Origin of the sequence: Streptomyces netropsis, assembly GCF_014203545.1 — a bacterium.
GTDB classification, from domain to species: domain Bacteria; phylum Actinomycetota; class Actinomycetes; order Streptomycetales; family Streptomycetaceae; genus Streptomyces; species Streptomyces netropsis.
The window spans coordinates 480943-502565 of record NZ_JACHJG010000001.1; the positions used below are offsets into that span (position 1 = coordinate 480943).

Annotated in this window: 20 protein-coding genes and 1 tRNA gene; 13 read left to right on the forward strand and 8 right to left on the reverse strand. The window is 72.9% G+C overall.

What is annotated here, in order from left to right:
• Positions 1–66 precede the first annotated feature (66 nt).
• Positions 67–143, forward strand: a tRNA-Ile gene (locus FHS38_RS02135).
• Positions 144–412: 269 nt separating this feature from the next.
• Positions 413–2608 (forward strand): tetratricopeptide repeat protein, encoded by a 2196-nt coding sequence (locus FHS38_RS02140; RefSeq protein WP_184730039.1) that lies wholly within the window; start codon positions 413–415, stop codon positions 2606–2608.
• Positions 2609–3052: 444 nt separating this feature from the next.
• Here the strand turns inward: FHS38_RS02140 and FHS38_RS02145 are convergent, their stop codons facing one another.
• On the reverse strand, positions 3053–4864 hold the full coding sequence (locus FHS38_RS02145; RefSeq protein WP_184730041.1) for a hypothetical protein: 1812 nt from the start codon (positions 4862–4864) through the stop codon (positions 3053–3055).
• A 195-nt stretch (positions 4865–5059) separates the two neighbouring features.
• Between FHS38_RS02145 and FHS38_RS02150 the strand changes: the two genes are divergently transcribed.
• From FHS38_RS02150 to FHS38_RS02165, 4 genes are all read left to right on the forward strand, one after another.
• Positions 5060–5659 (forward strand): hypothetical protein, encoded by a 600-nt coding sequence (locus FHS38_RS02150; protein ID WP_184730043.1) that lies wholly within the window; start codon positions 5060–5062, stop codon positions 5657–5659.
• 72 nt (positions 5660–5731) lie between these two features.
• Complete coding sequence (gene trxA, locus FHS38_RS02155; RefSeq protein WP_184730045.1) at positions 5732–6142, forward strand: thioredoxin; 411 nt, start codon at positions 5732–5734, stop codon at positions 6140–6142.
• Positions 6135–6845, forward strand: a complete 711-nt coding sequence (locus FHS38_RS02160) for a histidine phosphatase family protein (protein WP_184730047.1) — start codon at positions 6135–6137, stop codon at positions 6843–6845. The genes trxA and FHS38_RS02160 overlap by 8 nt, the downstream gene beginning before the upstream one ends.
• 63 nt (positions 6846–6908) lie before the next feature.
• Positions 6909–7334, forward strand: a complete 426-nt coding sequence (locus FHS38_RS02165) for an OsmC family protein (RefSeq protein ID WP_184730049.1) — start codon at positions 6909–6911, stop codon at positions 7332–7334.
• Positions 7335–7396: 62 nt separating this feature from the next.
• On the opposite strand, the gene FHS38_RS02170 is transcribed toward FHS38_RS02165, so the two are convergent.
• Positions 7397–7963, reverse strand: a complete 567-nt coding sequence (locus FHS38_RS02170; protein ID WP_184730050.1) for a class F sortase — start codon at positions 7961–7963, stop codon at positions 7397–7399.
• A 155-nt stretch (positions 7964–8118) separates the two neighbouring features.
• Entirely contained in the window at positions 8119–8760 is a 642-nt protein-coding gene (locus FHS38_RS02175; RefSeq protein WP_184730052.1) for a hypothetical protein, read from the reverse strand.
• A 229-nt stretch (positions 8761–8989) separates the two neighbouring features.
• On the opposite strand from FHS38_RS02175, the gene FHS38_RS02180 reads away from it, so the two are divergent.
• Entirely contained in the window at positions 8990–9505 is a 516-nt protein-coding gene (locus tag FHS38_RS02180) for an isochorismatase family protein (protein WP_184730054.1), read from the forward strand.
• A gap of 29 nt (positions 9506–9534) precedes the next feature.
• Here the strand turns inward: FHS38_RS02180 and FHS38_RS02185 are convergent, their stop codons facing one another.
• Positions 9535–9984 (reverse strand): MarR family winged helix-turn-helix transcriptional regulator, encoded by a 450-nt coding sequence (locus FHS38_RS02185; RefSeq protein WP_184730056.1) that lies wholly within the window; start codon positions 9982–9984, stop codon positions 9535–9537.
• 88 nt (positions 9985–10072) lie between these two features.
• Between FHS38_RS02185 and FHS38_RS02190 the strand changes: the two genes are divergently transcribed.
• Positions 10073–11092 (forward strand): NADP-dependent oxidoreductase, encoded by a 1020-nt coding sequence (locus tag FHS38_RS02190; protein ID WP_184730058.1) that lies wholly within the window; start codon positions 10073–10075, stop codon positions 11090–11092.
• A 197-nt stretch (positions 11093–11289) separates the two neighbouring features.
• Positions 11290–12111, forward strand: coding sequence for an EI24 domain-containing protein (locus tag FHS38_RS02195; protein WP_184730060.1), 822 nt, complete (start codon positions 11290–11292; stop codon positions 12109–12111).
• Here the strand turns inward: FHS38_RS02195 and FHS38_RS02200 are convergent.
• Positions 12104–12829 carry a carbon-nitrogen hydrolase family protein gene (locus tag FHS38_RS02200; protein ID WP_184730062.1) on the reverse strand — a complete coding sequence of 242 codons (726 nt, stop codon included), beginning with the start codon at positions 12827–12829 and terminating at the stop codon, positions 12104–12106. The genes FHS38_RS02195 and FHS38_RS02200 overlap by 8 nt on opposite strands.
• 7 nt (positions 12830–12836) lie before the next feature.
• The gene (locus FHS38_RS02205; protein ID WP_229821882.1) at positions 12837–14150 is read right to left on the reverse strand and encodes a PA0049 family protein; all 1314 of its coding nucleotides are present in this window, start codon (positions 14148–14150) and stop codon (positions 12837–12839) included.
• Between the two features lie 90 nt (positions 14151–14240).
• Here FHS38_RS02205 and FHS38_RS02210 point away from each other — a divergent pair, with 90 nt between their 5' ends.
• The 3 genes from FHS38_RS02210 (at position 14241) to FHS38_RS02220 (ending at position 17027) form a co-directional block, all read left to right on the forward strand.
• Positions 14241–15005 carry an MgtC/SapB family protein gene (locus tag FHS38_RS02210; RefSeq protein ID WP_184730064.1) on the forward strand — a complete coding sequence of 255 codons (765 nt, stop codon included), beginning with the start codon at positions 14241–14243 and terminating at the stop codon, positions 15003–15005.
• Positions 15006–15108: 103 nt separating this feature from the next.
• A complete protein-coding gene (locus FHS38_RS02215; RefSeq protein ID WP_184730066.1) occupies positions 15109–15918 on the forward strand; it encodes a VOC family protein in 810 nt (269 codons plus the stop codon).
• Between the two features lie 137 nt (positions 15919–16055).
• The gene (locus FHS38_RS02220; protein WP_229821881.1) at positions 16056–17027 is read left to right on the forward strand and encodes an AraC-like ligand-binding domain-containing protein; all 972 of its coding nucleotides are present in this window, start codon (positions 16056–16058) and stop codon (positions 17025–17027) included.
• Between the two features lie 274 nt (positions 17028–17301).
• On the opposite strand, the gene FHS38_RS02225 is transcribed toward FHS38_RS02220, so the two are convergent.
• Positions 17302–17586: a DUF6355 family natural product biosynthesis protein gene (locus FHS38_RS02225; RefSeq protein ID WP_184730069.1), complete on the reverse strand. Its 285-nt coding sequence runs from the start codon at positions 17584–17586 to the stop codon at positions 17302–17304.
• 251 nt (positions 17587–17837) lie between these two features.
• Here FHS38_RS02225 and FHS38_RS02230 point away from each other — a divergent pair, with 251 nt between their 5' ends.
• Positions 17838–20264, forward strand: a complete 2427-nt coding sequence (locus FHS38_RS02230; RefSeq protein WP_184730071.1) for a glycoside hydrolase family 3 protein — start codon at positions 17838–17840, stop codon at positions 20262–20264.
• A 70-nt stretch (positions 20265–20334) separates the two neighbouring features.
• Here the strand turns inward: FHS38_RS02230 and FHS38_RS02235 are convergent, their stop codons facing one another.
• Positions 20335–21219 carry an SGNH/GDSL hydrolase family protein gene (locus tag FHS38_RS02235; protein WP_184730073.1) on the reverse strand — a complete coding sequence of 295 codons (885 nt, stop codon included), beginning with the start codon at positions 21217–21219 and terminating at the stop codon, positions 20335–20337.
• Positions 21220–21623: the final 404 nt, after the last annotated feature.

Below are 21623 nucleotides of genomic sequence, written 5' to 3' on the forward strand. Positions count from 1 at the left end.
GCAGATCGTATGAGCAGCTATGCTGCGGCAGACGGCGCGCACAGATGTGCGCGACGCGCCGTGAATGGGGCGGTAGCTCAGCCGGTTAGAGCAGCGGACTCATAATCCGTCGGCCGTGGGTTCGAGTCCCACCCGCCCCACCACACGGTTCCAGGAAGAAACGTTCTGACTTGCGATGTCGACGCCCCGGCCGGGTTTTCCCGGCCGGGGCGTCGCGCATCCGGGGCGTGTTCGCGCCCCCTGCCCGCGCCCTCCGGGGCCCCTCCGGCGCTCTCGTGGACCCTTTCGCGCCGGTGTGGCGCACATCGCACCACCGTCCGCCGCCGGCTTGGCACACTGAGTCCGCGAGATCACGACAGCGTGGGGGCCCGGCTCGGGCGCGTCGTGGCCGGAACGACGACGGGCGGGGTGCGTGGACTTCATCGGCAACGGCATTTCCGGCGGCACCTTCTCCGGGACGGTCATCCAGGCGCAGAACGTGCACTGGGGGCAGGCGGCTCCCGTCCGCACGCCCCGGATGCTGCTGCCCGAGCCGGAGGAGTTCGTCGACCGCGCCGCTCCCCGCGCGAAGCTCGACGACCTGCTGGCCGGACGGGACGACCGGAGAGCCCCGCGGATCGTGGTCATCACCGGCATCCCGGGCATCGGCAAGACCGCCGTCGCGCTGCGCTGGCTCTACGACGTGCGTGACGCCTTCCCCGGCGGCCAGTTCTACGCGGACATGAGCCCGCAGGGCCCGCGCTCCCCGATCGATCCGGTGAGCGTGCTCGAGACCTTCGTCGGCCAGCTGGGCACCCCGCGGGAGGAGCGACCCACCGGTCTGGCCGAACTGTCGGCGTACTTCCGGTCCCTGACGGCCGACGAGCCGAGCCTCATGCTCCTCGACAACGTCGTCGTCCCGGCGCAGGTCCGCCCCCTGCTGCCCGGGGCGCCCGGCAGCGTCGTGGTCGTGACCAGCCGCAATCGGCTCACCGGCCTGAGCGTCTCGCAGCCCGGACCGGACTACGTGACGCTGGACGCCCTGGACGACGACGCCTGCGCGCAACTGTTCGGCCCCGTCGCCGAGGACGGCCCGGACGGCGGGCACGACGGCGGGCAGGCGCTGCGCGAAGTGATCCGCGCCTGCGCCGGGCTGCCGCTGGCGGTCCGCATCGCGCGCGTACGCGCGGCGGAAGGGGCGGAGGCGCTGCGCGAGCTCGCGGACGAGCTCGCCGATCCGCAGACCGTATGGGAGGCGCTGTCCGTGGCCGACGAGATCCCCTACCCCAAGGTCCTCGACGTCGCCTACTCCGCCCTGGACGAGGGAGCGGCGGCGGTCTGGCGGATGCTCGGCGGACACCCCACCGGCGAGTTCGCGGGCGACCTGGTGAAGCGGCTGGGCGGCGACGGCCGCGCCGGGGCCAAGGCGTTACGGACCCTCGTGCACGAGCGGCTGCTGGAGCCCTCCACGGCCGGCCGCTACCGCATGAACGGCCTGGTCCACGCCTACGCGCGCAGGCTGCTGGACGAGACGCCCCCGGACGCCGCGGCGGGCGCGCCGGCTCCGTCCGACACGGCCACGGACGCGATCATCGACTGGTACCTGGAGCGGGCCGCGGCGGCCGAGTCCCTCGTCTCCGACCGGTGGCGCTTCGGCTCCCGCTTCACCCACCCGGCCCGGCCGGCCGCGGTCTTCGAGAGCGAGGCGGCGGCCCTGGACGCACTGGAGCCGGACGGGGAGAACGCGGCCGCCGTGGTCGCACTCGCCGCCCGCACCGGCCGCTCCACGCTCACCTGCGAACTCGCCGAGGCGCTGCGGGGCTTCTTCTTCCGCCGGAAGTACCACACACGCTGGATCGGCGTGTGCGAGCAGGCCCTCGAAGCGGCCGGGCGGCTGCGCGACGACCTCGTCCTCGCCCGGATGCACTACGAGACCGCCTTCGCGCTGTACGACCGCGCGGGTGACGGCGACAACGACGCCGCGCGGCACCACTACGAGCGGGCGCGCGCCCTCGCGACCGGCATCGGACACGCGCGCACCGCGTCCTCCGTGCTGGAGGGCCTGGGGCAGCTCGCGCTCCGCGAAGGCCGCCCCCACGACGCGATCACCCTGTTCCGCGAGGCCGCCACCGCGCTCGGCGACATCGAGCACCCACGGGGGCGCGCCCTGCTGGAGTACCACCGGGGCCGCGCCCACAGCGCCGCCCACGACCACGCGGAGGCGGCGCGGCTGCTGCTGAACGCCCGCCGCCTGTTCGCGTCCCTGACCGACCGCCACGACCCCGCCGTCGCCCGCCCGGACCGCTACAACGAGGCCCGCGCCCTCACCCGCTACGCGGAAGCCCGCCTCCGGGCCGACCGCCCCGACGAGGCGCTGGCGGGGCTCGACGAGGCGATGGCCCTGTTCCCGCCCCGCGTCGCCCCGAAGGAGCGGGCGGACGCGGTACTGCTGCGGGGCGACGTCCTGGCCGCGAGCGGCGATCACGAGGGCGCTCACCGGGAGTGGCGGGCGGCGCTGGAGACCTACACGGGCATCGGCAGCGTGAAGGCGGCGGCGGTGCGTTTGCGACTGGCCGCGGACGATGACGGCGCGTCTGCCGGTGGGCCTGCGGCCGGCTCGGGTTCGTAGGGCGGGGCGTGTCTTCTGATCTCGACGGTGGCGTCGTCGGGTGACCGGCTTGTGCCGGTGGGCCTGCGGCCTGCTCGGGTCTGTAGGGCGGGGCGTGTCTCCTGATCCCGGCTGTGGCTTCGTCCGGAGACCGACTGGTATCGATGGGTCGGTGGGTGGGGGCTTGTCGGTGGGTGGGGTGTGTCGACGTCGGTGGTGGGCTGGCCGCCGGTGCTGTGGTTCGGTCGGGTACGTCGGTCGGCGCCGACCGTGCTTCGTCCGGCGACCGGCCTGTGGCCGATGGGGCGGTGGGTGGGGGCTTTGCGGTGTGGCCGTCGGTGGTGCGGGTTCGTAGGGCAGTCGCGTCCGCCGCGCCCGGGGTGCCGCTCGGCCGACCGCGTCGGTATGGCGGTCCGGCCGGTGGCTCTTCCCCGGCGGGGCCGCACGGCAGGCGACCGGCCCCCGTCAGCCTCGGCGCACGGCGGCAAGGGTCAGTACGGCGGGCGCCAGGTGGTCACCCGTTCGGACCGTGATCTCGCCCTGCCAGGACGGGCCGAAGCGGGCCAGGCAGGCGTGGGCGGCGGCCGCCGCGGTCTGGGGCGTGGTCCACCACTGGGGGTCCCGCCAGCGGGCCGTGAGCTCCCGGCCGTCACGCAGGACGAGCCCGCAGTCCCCCGTCGGACCAGCCGACCCGGCCGGTCCGCCGTCCGTCGGCTCCGGGAAGGCGACCGCGCCGCACCCCGGATACCGGTCGAACAGCGGTCCCGCGCGTTCCCCCGTGGGCCGCCCCGTCGCGTCGGGGCGGGCCAGGACGACGTCCGCCGTGTGCAGCCAGCGGGTGTCCGGCTCTCCTTCGGCGGCCACGAGGTGGGGGTCGGGGAGGTGTCCGGCCTCGGCGCCCTGCACCGCCGCGGGGTAGCGGCGGACCGTGACCGTCGCGGTGCCCCCGTCGTGCTCCTCGAAGCGGGCGGTCACGAACACCGGGGGAGGGGCGGGGTCCCGGCGCCGGTCGTGCGGGCGGCGGGGGATCGCCACGGGCCGGACCACCGCCGGGTCGGCCGGCTCGGGCAGCCCGAGGTGCTCGTAGAACAGGCCGCGCAGCAGGGCCATCGACCGCATCGGACGGGACGTCACCAGGCCGCCCACCTCGGCCAGCCGTTCGTCGCCGGGCTGCGTGGCCGCGGCCTCGGCCAGCTGCCCGGCCAGCGGACGCCCCGCCGTGACGCGCGGCAGCAGCCCGCCGAGGAGGTCCATCGGTGAGCCGACCGCCACGACGCCGTCGTCGAAGGCGCCCAGCAGGCCGGGAAGGCCCAGCGCGACGCCGTAGAGGGTGACCGAGCCGTGGTCGCCGATGAACGCGTCGGCGGCGACCAGGGCGGCCTTCCAGGTGTCCGTCTCGGGGACGGGCAGGACGAGCCCCGCGCGGACGAACGGCGCGAGCCACGTGTGCACCTGCCAACCGCCATGGCCGTGCCAGGCGTTGGGGTGCACCGCGGCCACCACGCGGTATTCGTCCTGCGGCAGCTCGGCGAGCGCCCGGCGCACCGTGTCGCCGCCCTGCCCGAGGAGGGAGCGCCGACCCCAGGTCGACGTCAGGACCAGCAATTTCTGGCCGGGGTGTACGCCGAGGGCCGCTCGATAGGCGTCCCGGAACGGGGCGGAGGCCCGTAGCTGGTCGGCGCAGGGATCGCCGACGACCGTGGCGAAGGGCACCGCGCCGGGGCAGCCGTCGCGCAGGCGTTCGCGTTGTTCGTCGTGGGACAGGACGACGGCGGAGGGGATCAACCGGCCGTCATGGACCAGCCATTCGTCCGTCAGGCCGAAGGCTCCCGGCTCCCGGCTCCCGGCTCCCGGCTCCCGGCTCCCGGCTCCCGGCTCCCGGCTCCCGGCTCCCGGCTCCCGGCTGAGCTTTTTATTGTATCCGGCGCCGTGCGGCGCGCATATGAGTGGTGCGGAGATATTCTGCAATTCCCCGCCGCGGCTGCTGCTGACCGCGAGGTCGAATTTCAGCTCGCACGCCTCGTCCCACGGAACGCACGGCATTTCCCTCGCGGCGATGAATTCGCGCATTCCCCCGTCGAACGCCGACGAGCCCGTGCAGGTGAAATGCACCTGTATCCGCGTATCGCCTTCGAAGACGGAGAGGAGATCCAGCAGGCGGGTCGCGGAGGTGACGTTGTGGAGGACGCCGAGGACGTGGTGGGTCGCGCCGACCGTGCGCCAGCGCTCCGGCCCGCCGGGCGCGGCGAGGTGCGTCTGCCCGGGCGGCACCGGCACCGCGTCCTCCCCATGACGATCGCGTCGGCCGTGGCTCTCCGGACGGCCCCGGCCGACGATACCTTGCGCCTGTTCGGGTGCGGGGCGGTCCCGTTCGGCGGCTTTCGGATGCCGTCCGCGCGGGCCGGTGATTGTCTGCCAGGGGTAGGGAGGACATTCCTTCCGGAAGCTTCCGCGAGTTCGAAGGAGCCCGTCATGAAGGTGCGTGGAGCAGCCCCCGCGTGTGCGGTCGGGGCGGTCCTCCTGGCCGTGTTCCTGCCCGTCGGATCCGTATCGGCGGCCGCGGCCCCGGCCGACGAGGGGTGCGTCAAGGAACGCCTCGCCGCACTGGCCGCGGAGGAGGCCCGGGACGCGGGACTGAACAACCTCATGGCGGCGGAATCGGCGAATGACGGCGCCATGAAGGAATACCGGGGTTCCCTGAACCGGATCGATCTGTCGGGCGGTGTCCCCGCCGGGCCCGCCCCGCGCGACCTCAAGCGCCTCTCCGCCGCCGTGGACAAGACCCGGAAAGGGGTCGACGCGGCCCGCGGCAACCTGCGGGCGAAGATCAAGGCGCTCGGTGACGCCCGTGCCGCGTACGCGGAGTGCCTGAAGAAGCCGCTGCCCGCCCAGCCGGCACCTTCCGTGCAGTCGCCGCCCGCTCAGCCGGCGTCTTCCGAGCAACCGGCGTCTTCCGAGCAACTGGCTTCCTCCGAGCAGCCGCCGTCCCCCGAGCAACCGCCGTCCTCCGAGCAGCCGGCGGCACCCCCGCAGCCGCCGTCGCCCGTCGGTGGTAACTCCGTGGCGCCTTAGGAATACGACGTACCCCCGCCCTGTTGCCGCTGCCAGGGGCCCTGGACGACGAACGGAAGAGGCAGGCACGCGATGAGCGGCAGCACGGTGGAGCTCACCAAGGACAACTTCGACGAGATCGTCTCCGGCAGCGGATTCGTGCTCATCGACTTCTGGGCGGAGTGGTGCGGGCCGTGCCGGAAGTTCGCGCCCGTCTACGAAGGGGCGGCGGGGCGCCACGACGATCTGGTCTTCGCCAAGGTCGACACCGAGGCGCAGCCGGAGCTGGCCGCCGCCTTCGAGATCCAGTCGATCCCGACGCTGATGATCGTGCGGGACAACATCGCGGTGTTCGCCCAGCCCGGCGCGCTGCCGGAGGCCGCGTTGGAGGACGTCATCAAGCAGGCCCGCGCGCTCGACATGGACGAGGTACGGGCCTCGGTCGCGCAGGCGCAGGCGGACGCGGAGGCGCAAGCGGGCGGCGAGCGGCGCGACGGTGAGTGAGCTGCTGCTGGTCCGGCACGGCGAGACCGAGTGGAGCCGTTCGGGGCGGCACACCGGGCTGACCGATCTGCCGCTGACCGAGGTCGGGGAGGGGCAGGCGACGGCCCTACGGCCGCTGCTCGCGGAGCGCACGGTGTCCCTGGTACTGGCGAGCCCGCTGGGGCGGGCCGTGCGGACCGCCGAACTGGCCGGGCTCACGGGCGTACGGACCGACCCCGACCTGCGGGAGTGGGACTACGGCGGCTACGAGGGCGTGACGACCGCGGAGATCCAGCGCACCCGGCCCGACTGGTATCTGTGGGACGACGGGGTGGTCCCCGGGCCCGCCGAGCACCCCGGGGAGACGCTCGACGAGGTGGGCGCGCGGGCCGACCGGGTCCTGGCGCGGATCGCGCCGCGGTTGCGGTCGGCGGACGGCGGCGATGTGGTGCTGGTCGCGCACGGGCACTTCCTGCGGGTGCTGACCGCCCGTAGGCTCGGGCTGCCGCCCGCGGCCGGCGCGCTGTTCCGGCTGGACACGGCGACCGTCAGCCGGATCGGCACCGAGCACGGGCGCCCGGCGCTCGTGGCCTGGAACACGCCGTCCGCCGGGCCGTCCGGGAGGGGAGCCTCCGACGCCATACCCGACGGCGCTCCCGAATCGGCGTCCGAGGGGTCTTCCGGGCGTGTCGGAACCGGGGCGAGGGCCGCGTCGGCACGATGATCGGGACGTTGGGCCCGATCTTCATATGACTCGTTTGAACCGTTCTTGCAGGAGGAAGCCAGTATGGCCACGAACCGCATCGCGCACACGGTCTGGGAAGGCGAACTGCTCAAGGGCAGCGGCACCGTCACCTTCGACTCGTCCGGCATCGGCGACTACCCGGTCTCCTGGCCGTCCCGCGCCGAGCAGGCCAATGGCAAGACGAGCCCCGAGGAGCTGATCGCGGGCGCGCACTCCAGCTGCTTCTCGATGGCCCTCTCGCACGGGCTGACCGGCGCCGGCACCCCGCCGACCCGTCTGGAGACCAAGGCCGAGGTCACCTTCCAGCCGGGTGAGGGCATCACCGGCATCCACCTCACCGTGCGCGGAGAGGTGCCCGGTCTGGACGAGGAGGGCTTCGTCGCGGCCGCCGAGGACGCCAAGAAGAACTGCCCGGTCAGCCAGGCGCTCACCGGGACGACGATCACGCTCTCGGCCGAGCTGGCCTGACCGACGGCCCACTCCGGACGAGCCGCTCCCGGCCGCCGCACGGCGGCCGGGAGCGGCTCGTCTCACGACCGCAGGGAGGCGTAGACGATCAGGTTCTGCACGGGGTGCCCGTCGGAGTCGAGGTCGCCCGCGCAGGTGACCAGGCGCAGCGCCCGCTCCGAGGTCCCGCCGTAGACCTTCTTCGTCGGGAACGCCTTCTTGTCGACCTTCTCCGTGCCGGTCACCGCGAAGTGCAGCACCTTGCCGTCGCCGCGCTCGACGTCGATGACCGTGCCCTTGCCGACCTTGCCCAGGTCGTGGAAGACGGCCTTGCCGTCGCGGGTGTCGTTGTGGCCGATGATGACGGCCGCCCCGGGCTCGCCGGGCTTGGCGCCGCCCGTGTACCAGCCCGCGGTCATGCCCTTTTCCGGCGGCGGGACCTGCACGGTCTCGTCCTTGTTCAGCCCCAGGCGCATCAGCGGGCTCCGCACGCCGATGGCGGGGATGGAGACCCCGGCCGGTTCCTCGGCCGAGGCGGGGGTGCCGCTGGCCTTGTCGTCGGCGGTTCCGCCCATGGAGCAGGCGGTCAGCAGCGCGACCGGCAGCATCAGCAGGGCGAGGACGAGGGCGGAAAGGCGGGTACGGGACATGGGTATCCATCCGGGGTGAGGAAGCACCGCCCACGCTACGGATGCGCTCCGCGCTCTCACCTCGGGTAAATGGCCACTTCGGTCTCCGCCTAAAGGACGAGGCGCTTGTCCCCTGCGGGCCGTGCCGTGCGCACCACCGCTGCGCGGCGGTGTCCTCAATCGCCGGACGGGCCGGGTTGCGCTGGTGTCCCTGGGCGCCGGACCGGGCTGTGTGGTGCTACGACGCGCTGCAGCAGCCCCCAGCTGAACTCCGCCACGTACTCCGCGCGCTCCCCGGCGGCGTCCGGTGCCGTGAACGACAGCCGCCAGCGGGTGGGGGCCGTGCCCTCCATCGGGCGCGCGGGCGGGAAGGCACGCGCCACCTCGTCCACGGTGCACGCCCAGGGCCTCAGGTCGCGGACCGTACGCAGCGCGGGGCCGGGCAGGCCGGGGGCCCGGACCAGCCATTCGTTCCAGACCGCCCCGCCGGGCGCGCTCAGCACCTCGAACCTCAGATCGGGCCAGAGCGGCACGCGCCACATCAGGGCCTCGAAGGTCAGGTCCCCCACGCGGCGCTCGGAGACGGTCTCGGGCGGGCCGAGCACGGAGCGGTAGCGGGCGCCCGCCGCGCGGCGCCGCGGGGAGTGCTGCGCGGCCTGCCAGCGGCGGTTGGCCTCGCGCATCTCCGAGCGGTCGACGCCCAGTTCGCGCAGGGCGTCCTCGACCAGGCCGGGCTGGTGGTCGGCCATCCGGCGCAGCAGCACGAGCTGGAACGCGAGCGGGCCGAAGGCGGGGGTGGGGGAGGGCGCTGAGCTCATGGGGGCATCGTCGCGCAATCCGTCCGGCCCCCGGCACCCCGCCCGGGGGCTTCGTCCCCGGGCGCGGCGATATCGCGACACCGACCGCCGGGAACCAGCCACGCTGACGGATGATCAGCACCGCTACCGGGCGCCCCGTCGGCGGATGTCGTCGAAGCTTTACCCGCCGTCACCCCGGAGCTGGCCCGTGGGCCGCCTACGGCGCCGACCCGGCCGGTACGGTCTGGACATGACCGAAATCGACCCGCAGCGAACCGCCTTGGTGATCGTCGATCTCATGGAGCGCATCGTGGCGCTTCCGCTCGCGCCGCGCTCCGGTGACGAAGTGGCGGAGAGATCCGTGGAGTTGGCGCGGGCGTTCCGCAAGGCGGGGGCGCCGGTCGCGGTCGTACGGGTGGAGCGGCCGGGGGTGGTGGAGCAGCCGCCCGGCAGCGCGCTGCTCTCCGGGGTCGCCGAGCCGGGCGACATCGAGGTCGTCAAGGGGGCCGTCGGCGCGTTCCACGGCACCGGGCTGGACGCGCGGCTGCGGGAGCGCGGGGTGCGGACGCTCGTCCTCACCGGGATCGCCACCAACCTCGGCGTGGAGTCGACCGCCCGCGCCGCCGCCGATCACGGCTATGAGCTGGTGTTCGTGGAGGACGCGATGAGCGCCCTGACCGAGGCGGAGCACCGGGCGTCGGTGACGCTCGACATGCCCCGGCTGGGCACCGTCGTCACGGCCCGTGATCTGCGCCTGACCGGCTGAGCGGGCCACCGGGCGGGCCGCAGCGCCGCTCAGAGGTGCGTGTACGGGTCGTCGGGGTCCTCGCCCAGCATCCGCTTGAGCAGGTCGCGCAGGACCGTGCGCTCCTGCGCCGACAGCCCCGCCAGCGGTTCGCGCGCGAAGTTCAGCGACGCGCGCAGCCGGCCGGAGACCTCCCGGCCCGCTTCGGTGGCCGCGGCGAGCTTCACTCGGCGGTCGGCGGGGTCCGGTCGGCGTTCGACCAGGTCACGGGCCTCCAGACGGTCGACGATGCCGGTGACGTTGGACGGCTCGCACTTCAGCTGCTGCGCGATGCGGCGCATGGGCTGCGGCTCGCTGGCCAGCAGCGCCAGCACCCGCGCCTGGGCGCCGGTGAGGGAGTGCTTGGCCGCCGCCTCCTCGTACTCCTCGTGGTAGCGCGCCACGACGGTCGCGATGAGTTCGACGACTTCGAGGGTCAGGGCATCCGTTCGGGGGACCATGGGTCTCAGGCTACCGCGTTGCTTGACAACATGAAATATCGAGGAGCATGGTTGTTTCAGTTAGTGAAACATTAGGAGGCTTCGCTTCATGTCCGCAACGCCCACCACCGGCCGTGAATGGCACCTCGTCGCCCGCCCGCAGGGCTGGCCGAAGCCCGAGGACTTCGCCCTGCGCGAGGTCGCGGTGCCCGAGCTCGGCGAGGGCCAGGTCCTGGTCCGCAACGTCCACATGTCCGTGGACCCGTACATGCGCGGCCGGATGAACGACGTCAAGTCGTACGTACCCCCGTTCCAGCTCGACCAGCCCATGGACGGCGGCGCGATCGGTGAGGTCATCGCCTCCCGCTCCGAGAGCCTCGCGGTCGGCGACCACGTGCTGCACGGCCTCGGCTGGCGCGAGTACGCGGTGGGCGACGCCCGGCACGCCACCAAGGTCGACCCGGAGGCGGCCCCGCTCTCCACCTACCTCGGCGTGCTCGGCATGCCGGGCCTGACCGCCTACGCGGGCCTGCTGGAGGTCGCCTCCTTCAAGGAGGGCGACGCCGTCTTCGTCTCCGGCGCGGCGGGTGCGGTCGGCAGCCTCGTCGGCCAGATCGCCCGGCTCAAGGGCGCCTCGCACGTCGTCGGCAGTGCGGGCTCGGACGAGAAGGTCAGGATCCTCAAGGAGGAGTACGGCTTCACCGCCGCCTTCAACTACAAGAACGGCCCCGTCGCCGAGCAGCTGAAGGAAGCCGCCCCCGACGGCATCGACGTCTACTTCGACAACGTCGGCGGCGACCACCTCGAAGCGGCCATCTACTCCATGAACGTGCACGGCCGTGCCGCGCTGTGCGGTGCGATCGCCCAGTACAACGCCACCGAGCCGCCGCCGGGCCCGCGCAACCTCGGCATGATCATCGGCAAGCGGCTGCGCCTGAACGGCCTGCTCGTCTCCGACCACCAGGCGCTGCGCCCGCGGTTCATCGAGGAGGTCTCGGCCTGGGTGCGCTCCGGCGAGATCAAGTACAACGAGACGGTCGTCAAGGGCATCGACCACGCCGTGGACGCCTTCCTCGGCATGCTCCGCGGCGAGAACACCGGCAAGATGATCGTCAGCTTCGACGCGTAGCCCTTGCCGGGGACCGACCGGCGTCTTCACGGGGGTCCTCAATCGCCGGACGGGCTGGCTGTGCTGTGTCCTCAATCGCCGGACGGGCTGAAATCAGCCCGTCCGGCGATTGAGGACGCGCCCGCAGGGCGCCCCCCCCGCCGCAGGCGGGAAAGGAAGGTCAGGGCGTTCGCGGCAAGCGACTACGCTTTGCCGCCATGCGAGATCTTGTAGCGGGCATGACCTATCTGGCCAAGGGCCAGCGCTGGGTGGGGCGGAACCGGAAGCAGTGGGGGTTCGGACTGCTGCCCGGGCTGATCACTCTCGTCGGCTACGCGGGCGCGATGGTCGCGCTCGTCCTGTACGCGGACGACGTCGTCGACTGGGCCACGCCCTTCGCCGACGGCTGGGGCTCGCCCTGGCTCGGCCTCTTCCGCGGCGGCCTGACCGCCCTGTTCTTCGGCGGCAGCCTGCTGCTCGCGCTGATCTCCTTCACCGCCGTCACCCTGCTGGTCGGCCAGCCCTTCTACGAGTCGCTCTCCGAGAAGGTCGACCTGTCCGAGGACGGCACCGCCCGCGAATCCGGGCTGCCGCTCTGGCGCGAGCTGTGGATCTCCGCCCGCGAGAGCCTCGCCGTGCTCCTTCGGGTGGCGATCTGGGGCGTGCTGCTCTTCGCCCTCGGCTTCGTGCCCGTCATCGGGCAGACGGTCATCCCGGCGATCGGCTTCTGCGTCTCCGGGTTCTTCCTCACCGAGGAACTCACCGCAGTCGCCCTCCAGCGCCGTGGCGTCCCCCTGCGGGAACGCCTGCGGATGCTGCGCTCCCGCAAGCTGCTCGCCCTCGGCTTCGGTGTGCCCCTCACCCTGCTCTTCCTGGTGCCGTTCGTCGCGGTGTTCGTCATGCCCGGCGCGGTCGCCGGCGCGACGCTGCTCGCCCGCGACCTCACGGGCGAGGCGGCCTCGCGGGACGGGGACGACGGGGCCGGCGGGGCCGACGACGGGGACGACGGCCACCGGCGGTCGGACTACGCCGTCAGCTGAGCACGTCCGCCGGTACCAGCCCCGGCGCGGTGGCCGAGGCCTCGGCCAGCACGCCGCCGTCCGGGGACCACACCGCGCTGAGACCGCAGGCGTCGTACGGGCCCGCGGGGCCCGTGTGGTTGGCGAGCAGGACGTGCAGGCCGTGGTCCCTCGCCAGCGCCGGGAAGATCGCCACGCGTTCCTCGGCGCCGGCGCCCTTCGAATACAGCGAACTCGCCAGCAGCACCCGGCAGCCGTCGGCCGCCGCGCGGGCCGCGAGCTCGGGGAAGTGGGCGTCGAAGCAGATGGCCAGCCCGAACGCGACCTGGCCCAGCGTGAACCGGCCGTCCGCCGTCCCCGGGGCGAAGCCCGCGGCGCGCTCCGAATCCGTCACGTGCTGCTTGTCGTAGCGGGTGAGCAGCGCGCCGTCCGGCCCGTACACGTACGAGGTGATCGTCGGCCCCGCCGCCGAGCGCCCCGCGCAGTTGACCACCGCGGCGACCCCCGCCGCCGCGCAGGCCTGCCGGACCGGGGCCAGCCGGGGGTCGTCGGGGGCGAAGGCGAGCCGGTCCGGGTCGGCGGCTATCTGCGGCAGCTCGTAGCCGGTGACGGCCAGCTCGGGGAAGACGACCAGCGCCGCACCCCGCTCTCCCGCCTCGGTGACGAACCCGGCCATGCGGGCGACGTTGGCGTCGACGTCGCACGGCCGGGCGGTGAACTGCGCCGCTGTGATGATCATGTGCCCATCATGACCGAGGGGCGCCGCCCGCCGCCACGGTGATCACGGCCCGGATCTGCGCGGTGATCGCCTGCCGGTCCCGGACGAACGAGGGGTCCGTGATCCGCCCGGTGGCGGGATCGGTGTTGCCGGCGCCGAACCGCAGCACCGGCGTGTGCAGATGGCCGCCCGGGAGGTAGGGGCGCAGCGCGTCGCGCAGCAGCGTCGCCCGGTAGGCGATCTCGTTGGAGAGGTAGTCGCCCCCGCCGCCCTCGCGGGCCGTCGAGCCCGGCGTCGGCCCCTGGGCCCGGTGCACGGGCGTGGTGCCGCCCGCCGGGATCTCCGTGACGGCCGTGTTGTCGTACACCGGGTACGGGCCGGTCTTCGCGGCCAGGACCGCGTCGTAGGGCAGGGTCGTCGACGTCCACTGCGGCTGCGGGTGGACGGTCGGCACGCCCGGCGGCACGGGGACGGTCTCCGTGCGGGAGTCGCCCACGTTGTCCGGGAAGCCGCCGCGCCAGGCGCCGTTGGTGTGCTCCAGGTCGAAGCGGCCGTCCCGCCCCTGGCTGATCGTCGTGAACATGTCCGCCTCCCGCTGCCCGGACTCGAAGTGCGGCAGCAGAGTGCGCTCGACGTCACCGGCCGTGAAGTCCGCCCAGCGCACCGGGAAGAGCGCCGCCTCGATCCGCGCCGGACCGGTCGCCGTGTTCACGGTCGTGCCGTCCAGGGCGAGCGCGGCGGCGCCCGAGGGGTTGGAGCGCCGGATGTCGGAATCCAGCTGGAACGGGTCGAAGCCGGTGATCACGACGCGCTTGATCCCCCGGTCGCCCCGGGGCAGCTCGATGGAGTCCTGTCCGCGCGAGCCGCGCTCGACCTTCGCGACCAGCTGCTTCACCAAAGCCGCCCGCGCGTCCGCCGTCACGAACGCCGGCTTCCATTGGCGCAGCGCCCGCGTCATACCGAGGCGCGCCCAGTACAGCGGGCGGTCGTCGTCCCGGCTCAGGTCCCCGGAGCGCTCCGGAGCGGCCGAGCGGCCCTGCGCCCGGTCCACGGCCCGCTGCCACAGCCGCCGCCCCTCGGCGGTCGCCAGCTGCTCGGCCTGCCCGGGGGTGCGCGTACGCGCCAGCGCGCGGGCGAAGCCGGGCGCCACCCCGTCGAACCCCGAGCGGCGCAGGATCTCCTGCGGCACGGGGCCGGTGAGCCGCTCCTCCTCGGCGGTGAGTGGTGTGGCCGAGGGCTCCGAAGACGCTGCGGGAGCCGCGACGGCGGGGGTGGGCAACAGGGCGGCGCACGCGAGCAATGCGACGCCGAACGACATCCGGGCCTTCTCAATGGGTCTCATGAGCCGGAAGGAAATCATTGTGCGCGCATGGGCGGAAGGGAAGCACCCAACACCCGTTACGTACAGTCGGGTTCAGGCCACAATGACGAGATGCGAATAGCCGAGTACGCCGCCCCGCTGTTCTCGCCCGGGAGCGGTCAAGGGACCCGTCAGTTCGCCGAGTTGGGCATCGCGCTCCTGCTCGCCTCGCTCATCGGCCTCGAACGCGAGTTACAGCAGAAGAGCGCCGGACTGCGCACGCACACCCTCGTCGGTGTGGGCAGCGCGCTGTTCATGGAGGTGTCGGCGCACGGCTTCGGCGTGGCCGAACTGGCAGGCATCCGCCAGGACCCCTCGCGGGTGGCCGCGCAGATCGTCTCCGGCATCGGCTTCATCGGCGGCGGCCTCATCTTCGTCCGCCGCGACGCGGTGCGCGGCCTGACGACGGCGGCCACGATCTGGCTGACCTGCGCCGTCGGCATGGCGTGCGGCGGCGGCCTGCCGCTGCTCGGCGCGGCGGCGACCGTGGTGCACTTCCTGGTCGTCCGCGGCTTCCCGGTGATGACGAGGCGGATGGCGGTGGCCCCGGTGGCGGAACAGGTGGAGCTGAGACTGTCCTACCGGACGCGCAGCGGGCTGCTGGGGCGGGTGCTGGAGCTGTGCACGAAGCGCGGCTTCCGGGTCACGGACGTACAGATCGACGCCGAGAGCCCCCCGCGCGGGGGCGACAGCCGCGAGAAGGGCAAACACAAGGAGGCGGGCCTGGTGCTGAGCCTGGAGGGCAAGGGGTCCGCCCATCCGATCGTGGAGGAGCTGACGGACTGGGACGGCATCCGCGGCGTGGGCCTGCGCGCGCATCGCGACAGCACGGAGTGACGGCACGGGGCGGTACGGGCCGACACCCGGGGACGTCGTCGGGAGGCGGGTGCCGGTGGTGGGTGTCAGGCTGGCTTCGCAGGCATCTGCGAAGGGAACACCCATGATCACCACAGACTTCGTTCACGGCTCCCCCTGCTGGCTCGATATCGGCGCTCCGGACGTCCCCGCCACGGTCCGCTTCTACGGTTCGGTGTTCGGCTGGGAATTCCAGTCCTGGGGTTCGGACCCGGAAGCCGGTGAGTACGGCGGTTTCCGGCTGGACGGCAAGGGCGTCGGAGGCATCGGGCCGCTCACCGAGGAGGGGGCCCGCTCGGCCTGGATGATCTATTTCAAGACCGACGACGCCGATGCCACGGCCCAGGCCGTGGAGCGGCAGGGCGGCACGGTGCGGGTGCAGCCGTTCGACGCGAACGGGTGGGGCCGGATGGCCCAGCTCACCGACCCCCAGGGCGGGCAGTTCGCCGTCTGGCAGGCGGGGGAGAAGGCCCAGGGCGGCATGGAGGCCGCCGACCAGCCGGGCGCCCTGTGCTGGACCGAGCTCTACACCACCGACGCGGCCGGGGCGAAGGCCTTCTACGGCAGCCTCTTCGGCTGGACCACGCAGGACATGCCCCTGCCCGGCGACGGGGACGGGGCGTACTCCCTCATCACCCCGGCGGGCCAGCCCGAGGAGCGGATGCACGGCGGCCTCATGCAGCTCCCGGCCAAGGACCTGTCCGTGAACGGCGGCCGCCCCTACTGGCACCCCGTCTTCGCCACGACGGACTGCGACGCCACGGTCGCCAAGGTCACCGAGAACGGCGGCAGCGTGCAGATGGGCCCGGAGGACGCGGAGGGCGTCGGCCGCCTGGCCGTCTGCATCGACCCCAACGGCGCGGACTTCGTGGTGCTCAAGCCGAGCGAGATGTGAGCGCGGGTCGACGTCCCCGCGCCGAAGCCGGCGCGGGGAGGTTGACCGGCAACAACGTTCCGTAGATCCCTCTGCTTCGGCAGGGTCGTCCACGTGGTGGTTCACGGGGGCGGTCACGGATGGACGGGGGTGGGGAGGTGTCCGCACAGCAGAGTGACACCGCGGGCCTGTCGGTGACGCTGAATGCCGAGGCGTGGGCCGAGACCACCGCTCTCACTGTGGGGCCCGCGAAGTTCCGGTTCGCCGATGCCTCGGCCTTCAGGGCCCACATCGACGTCATGCCCTTCGCGGGGGTGCAGCTCTCGTTCATGCGCTATTCGGCGCTGGTCTCGCAGAGAACCCCGGAACTCATCAGACGGTCGGATCCGGAGCTGCTCCAGGTCGCTCTCATGCTGTCGGGGCGGCAAGGCGTCGAGCAGAACAGGAACAAGGTCCTGATCTCCCCGGGCGACATGGTGTTGTTCGACAGCTCACGACCGTTCGAGGGCTGTCTCGGCCCGCGAGAAGACGGCGGCTCGTCGGTGATGCTCCAGTTCCCCAGGCATCTGCTGCCACTGCCCGAGCCGCATATCGCGAGGGTATGCGCCGAAACGCTGCCCGGCACTCAAGGCGTCGGTCGCCTCCTGCGGCAATTCCTGCTGGGGCTGCACGAGGAATACCGGCACTGCACCCCCCACGACAGGCTGCGGCTGAGGAACACCACACTGGACATGGTGACCGCCATGCTGGCGCAATACACGGACGTAAAGGCGCCGTTGTCCCCGGAATCCCGTCGGCACCTCCTGTTCCGGACCCTCAGCTCCTTCATCGTCGAGAACCTGGACGACCCGGGCCTGACACCCGACAGCATCGCCCAGGCCCACCACATATCCGTCCGCTACCTGCAACGGGTATTCCAGGAAGAAGGCAGCACCGTCACGACCTTCATCAAGCAACACCGTTTGGACCGGTGCCGGCATGATCTGGCCGATCCGGACCTGGCCGGGACCGCGATCAGCTCCATCGGCAGCCGCTGGGGCTTTGCCCACCCCTCCGACTTCTCGCGCGCCTTCCGCGCCTACATGGGAATGACGCCACGCGAGTACCGTCGGGCCGCACATACGGGCTGACGGCCGAGCTCGGTGGAGGCCGCTCCGTACCCGGCGGTGGCCGGGCACGGAGCGGCGACTCGGCTCAAGGGGATGCGTCCCCCCGTAGGGCATCCCGTGAGAGCCGACTCCGAACCGCCCCCCCCAGCGGTTCCCGTCAGTAAAACTAGCGACCGTTGCCGTGTGCCATATATGGGCTCCGCGCACAGTCCTTGACGGGCAACGCACTGACGGCGGGGCGCACACGCCGCGGGCCCGGGACGAGTGATGTCCCGGGCCCGCCGTCATGCTCCGATCAGCAGGTGCGCCCGACGTAGTGCGCGCCGCCGATCTTGCCGGCGGACCCCAGCCACGTCGTGCCGGGAGCCACGCAGCGCTCGTAATCGGGTCCCCATGACACGTCCACCTTGATGACCACGCGCGAGCCGTCACCCGTGCAGTGGTTGTAGAAGGCGTCACTCCCCGTCTTGTAGAACCCGCAGGGGTTCAGGGCCGCGGGGGTGGCGGAGGCCGCCGAGGCCAGTCCGAGGGTGAGGGCCACGGCGCCGACGGCGGCGGTCAGGGAGCGGCGGACGTTCACAGATGTCTCCTCATGGGTAGGTGAGGCCCGGGGCGCGGTCTCCCGGGTGCACGCAGAGCGTCGCGCCCTTCGCCCCGGGCCGTCACGTGATCTCGCTCGTACGAGTGGCGGAGTCCACCGGTTCGAGTGCGGAACGGGCGCGCGGTCCGAATGTCACCGGGTCGGGGACGCGACGCGGGAAGTACCGTCTCCAACAGGGCAGTTGGCAAGTACCGCGAGACCGCGCACCGGCTCCAGGGGAGGAACCGCCCATGTCCGACGACGTGGTCGACACGCTCGACCTCGACACCAAGGCCCGGCTCCTCGCCGGGCAGGACATGTGGTCCCTGCCCGGCGTCCCCGCCATCGGGCTGCGCCCGATCGTCATGTCCGACGGACCCGTCGGCGTGCGCGGCGTCCGCTGGACCGCCGACGACCCCTCGCTCGCGCTGCCCAGCCCCACCGCCCTCGCCGCCACCTGGGACCCGTCGCTCGCCCGCCGCGCGGGCCGGGTCCTCGCGGCGGAAGCCCGCCGCAAGGGCGTGCACGTGCTGCTCGCGCCGACCGTCAATCTGCACCGCTCCCCGCTCGGGGGCCGGCACTTCGAGGCGTACAGCGAGGACCCCTACCTCACGGCGAGCATCGGCACCGGCTATGTGCGCGGCGTGCAGGACGGCGGGGTCGCCGCCGTCGTGAAGCACTTCGTGGCCAACGACGCCGAGACCGAGCGGTTCACCGTGAACAACAAGGTCTCCGGCCGCGCCCTGCGCGAGCTGTATCTGGCCCCCTTCGAGGCCATCGTCAAAGACGCCCGCCCGTGGGGCGTCATGGCCGCGTACAACCAGGTCAACGGCGTGACCATGACCGAGCACGGCCACCTCCTGAACGACGTCCTGCGCGGCGAGTGGGGCTTCGACGGCGTCGTCGTCTCCGACTGGCTCGCCGCCCGCGACACCGTACGCGCCGCGCTCGGCGGACTCGACGTGGCCATGCCCGGCCCGGCGACGGTCTACGGCCCGGCGCTCGCCGAGGCCGTACGGGCCGGAGTCGTGCCCGAGTCGGTGGTCGACGACGCCGTACGCCGCGTGCTGCGGCTCGCCGCCCGGGTCGGCGCCCTCGGCGGGGAACCCCCGCTCGCTCCGGACGGCGAAGACGGCGTCGCACTCGCCCGCGAGATCGCCGGTCGCTCCTTCGTGCTCGTACGCAACGCGCCCGTATGCGGCACGCCTGCCCTGCCCCTCGACCCCGCGCAGGGCCTGCGTGTCGCGCTCCTCGGCGGCGCCGCCCGTGACGCCCGCATCCTCGGTGGCGGATCCGCGCAGGTCTTCCCCGCCCGTGTCGTCCCGCCGCTGGACGGGCTGCGCGCCGCCCTGCCCGAGGGCGCGGTCACCTACGCCGTCGGCGCCGACCCCGGCGACGAACTCCTCGTCGCGGGCGCGGGATTCGCGCTGCGGGCCGTGTGCCGGGACGCCGCCGGGCGGGTGCTGGGGGAGGAGCGGATGCCCGACGGCATGGTGCAGTGGCTGGGCGATCTGCCCGCCGGCGTCGAGCGCGCCGCCCTGCACGCCGTCGAGGTGACCGGCACGTTCACCCCGCGGGAGAGCGGCGCGCACCTCTTCGGCACGAAGGGGGTCGGGGCCTTCCGGCTCGTCGTCGACGGGCGGACGCTCTTCGACGGGGAGCAGGGCGCCGATCACGCCGATCCCTTCGAAGCGTTCCTCGGCTCGCCCGTGGAGCGCGGCAGGGTCGCCCTCGAAGCGGGCGAGGCCGTCGAGGTCTCCCTCACCTACGTCGTCGCCGAACCGGCCGGGGCGCCCATCGAGGCCGTCGGCTTCTGTCTGCTCCACCGCGACCCCGAACGCGACGCGGAGGAACTGCTGGCCGAGGCGGTCGCCGCCGCGGCCTCGGCGGACGCGGCCGTCGTCGTGGTCGCCACCACCGAGCGCGTCGAGAGCGAGGGCTTCGACCGCAGCACCCTGGCCCTCCCCGGCCGCCAGGACGAACTCGTCGCCAAGGTGGCCGCCGTCAACCCCCGTACCGTCGTGGTCGTCAATGCCGGCTCACCCGTGGAACTGCCGTGGCGCGACGACGTCGCCGCCGTGCTGCTGGGATGGTTCCCCGGACAGGAGGCGGGCGGGGCCCTGGCGGACGTGCTCCTGGGCGTGTGCGAGCCCGGCGGCCGTCTTCCCACCACCTGGCCGGCCCGGCTCGCGGACGCGCCGGTGACGCGGGTCGCCCCGGTGGCGGGCGAACTCGCTTATGAGGAAGAGGTGTTCATCGGCTACCGTGCGTGGGAGAAGGCGCGGGCGACCCCCGCGTACGCCTTCGGTCACGGCCTGGGCTACACCGACTGGTCGTACGAGTCCCTTGGCATCGACAGGGGCGCAACGGCCGCTGCCACGGCCCGCGTCCGCGTCCGCAACACCGGGAGCCGCCCCGGGCGCGAGGTCGTCCAGATCTATCTGGCCGTCCCGCCCGGTGACGAGGCGGCGCGTCCGGCCCGGCGGCTGGCGGGCTTCGCCTCCGTCGAGGCGGGGCCGGGCGAGGCGGTGGAGGCGGTCGTCGCACTGGACCCCCGGGCCTTCGAGGTCTGGGACGACGAGGCGGCCGGCCGGCGCCGGATCCCCGGCACCTACACCGCCGAGGCCGGCCGCAGTATCGCCGACCGCCGTCTGACCGCACCGGTCGAGGTGCCATGAAAGACCGGGGGAGAGACCGGGGCGGGGCCACCTGACAGGCCCCGTCCCTCCTCCCCGCCGTGCGCCCGGCTCACGCGGGCGGGCCCTGTGCGGTGATCGTGCGGTACGCCATGTCGGCCAGCGTCCGCTGTCCCCTCTTGTTGGGGTGGAACCAGTCCCACTGGCTCAACTCCTCGCCGGTGAAGGCGTAGCCGCTGACCGTACTGTCGTAGCGGCACAGCTTGTCCCGCGCGCAGGCGCTCTTGAGCACGTGGTTGTACGCGGCGACCCGCTTGGCGACCTGGTCGCGGCGGTCCACGGCGGCCGCGTCCATCGCCTCGGAGTCGCCGAGCATCGACGGGCAGATCCCCAGCTTCCAGACCGTCTTCGCGTAGCCGTTCGTCCGTCCCTGCGTCCACAGGCGCTTGAGGTCCGGCACACCGGCCACGTACACCTGGGCCTTGGGCAGGGAGCGGCGGAGCTCCTTGAGGGAGGACTCGAAGTCCGCACGGAACCGATCCACCGGCGTCATGTCGGCCACCTCCTTGCGGCAGGCGTCATTGGCCCCGAGCAGTACGGTCACGAGCTGCGGTTTCCGCGCTATCGCCGACCGCATCTGACCGGGCAGGTCCGCCATCCGCGCGCCCGTCCTCGCGTAGTTCCAGCTGCTCGTCTGCGGGTACGGCAGCAGCCGTTGAGCCAGGCTGTTCACCGTGGTGCCGGTGGCCCAGGACGCCTCGGGGCAGTCGGAGAGCACGGAACAGGCGTCGAAACCACGGGTGATGGAGTCGCCGAGCGAGGCCATCGACGCGGGGCGGGCGTTCCAGGCGGGCTTGGGCGCGGCGCTCGGTTTCGCGGCCGCCTTGGCCGAGCCGCCGCTCGACCCGTCGTCGCAGCCCGCGACGAGGAGTGCGGCAGAGAACGCCGCCACCGCGGCCCGTACCATCCGGGACCGCCGCCCCGTGCTGCTGCGCATCGTGTTTCCCCCATCAGGCCGGGTGATGTCTGTCCTGGACCGACGGTACGTCACCCTGCCGGGGGCCGTCGTTGCCGCCTCTCGCCTGACCGGCGGGCCTTTGACTGCCGACCGCTGTGCCGCCTGCGGCGGCGAGCGCCCCGCGGGCGCGTCCTCAAGCGCCGGACGGGCTGGTTTTGGCTGAGCTCGGCAACCAGCCCGTCCGGCGCTTGAGGACACCGCCGCGCAGCGGTGGTGCGCATCGTGATCAGCCGGACAGCATTTGACTGGCAACACGTCATGCCCTGTCCCTTTTCAGGAGAATTGCTCCCGATGGTGTTTACTGTTGGTAACCTCGTGGGCTGGTACGGGAGTGGCTGTTGGGGCAAAATGCCCCGAGCTGTCCCGGGCGGGACCGGTATGTG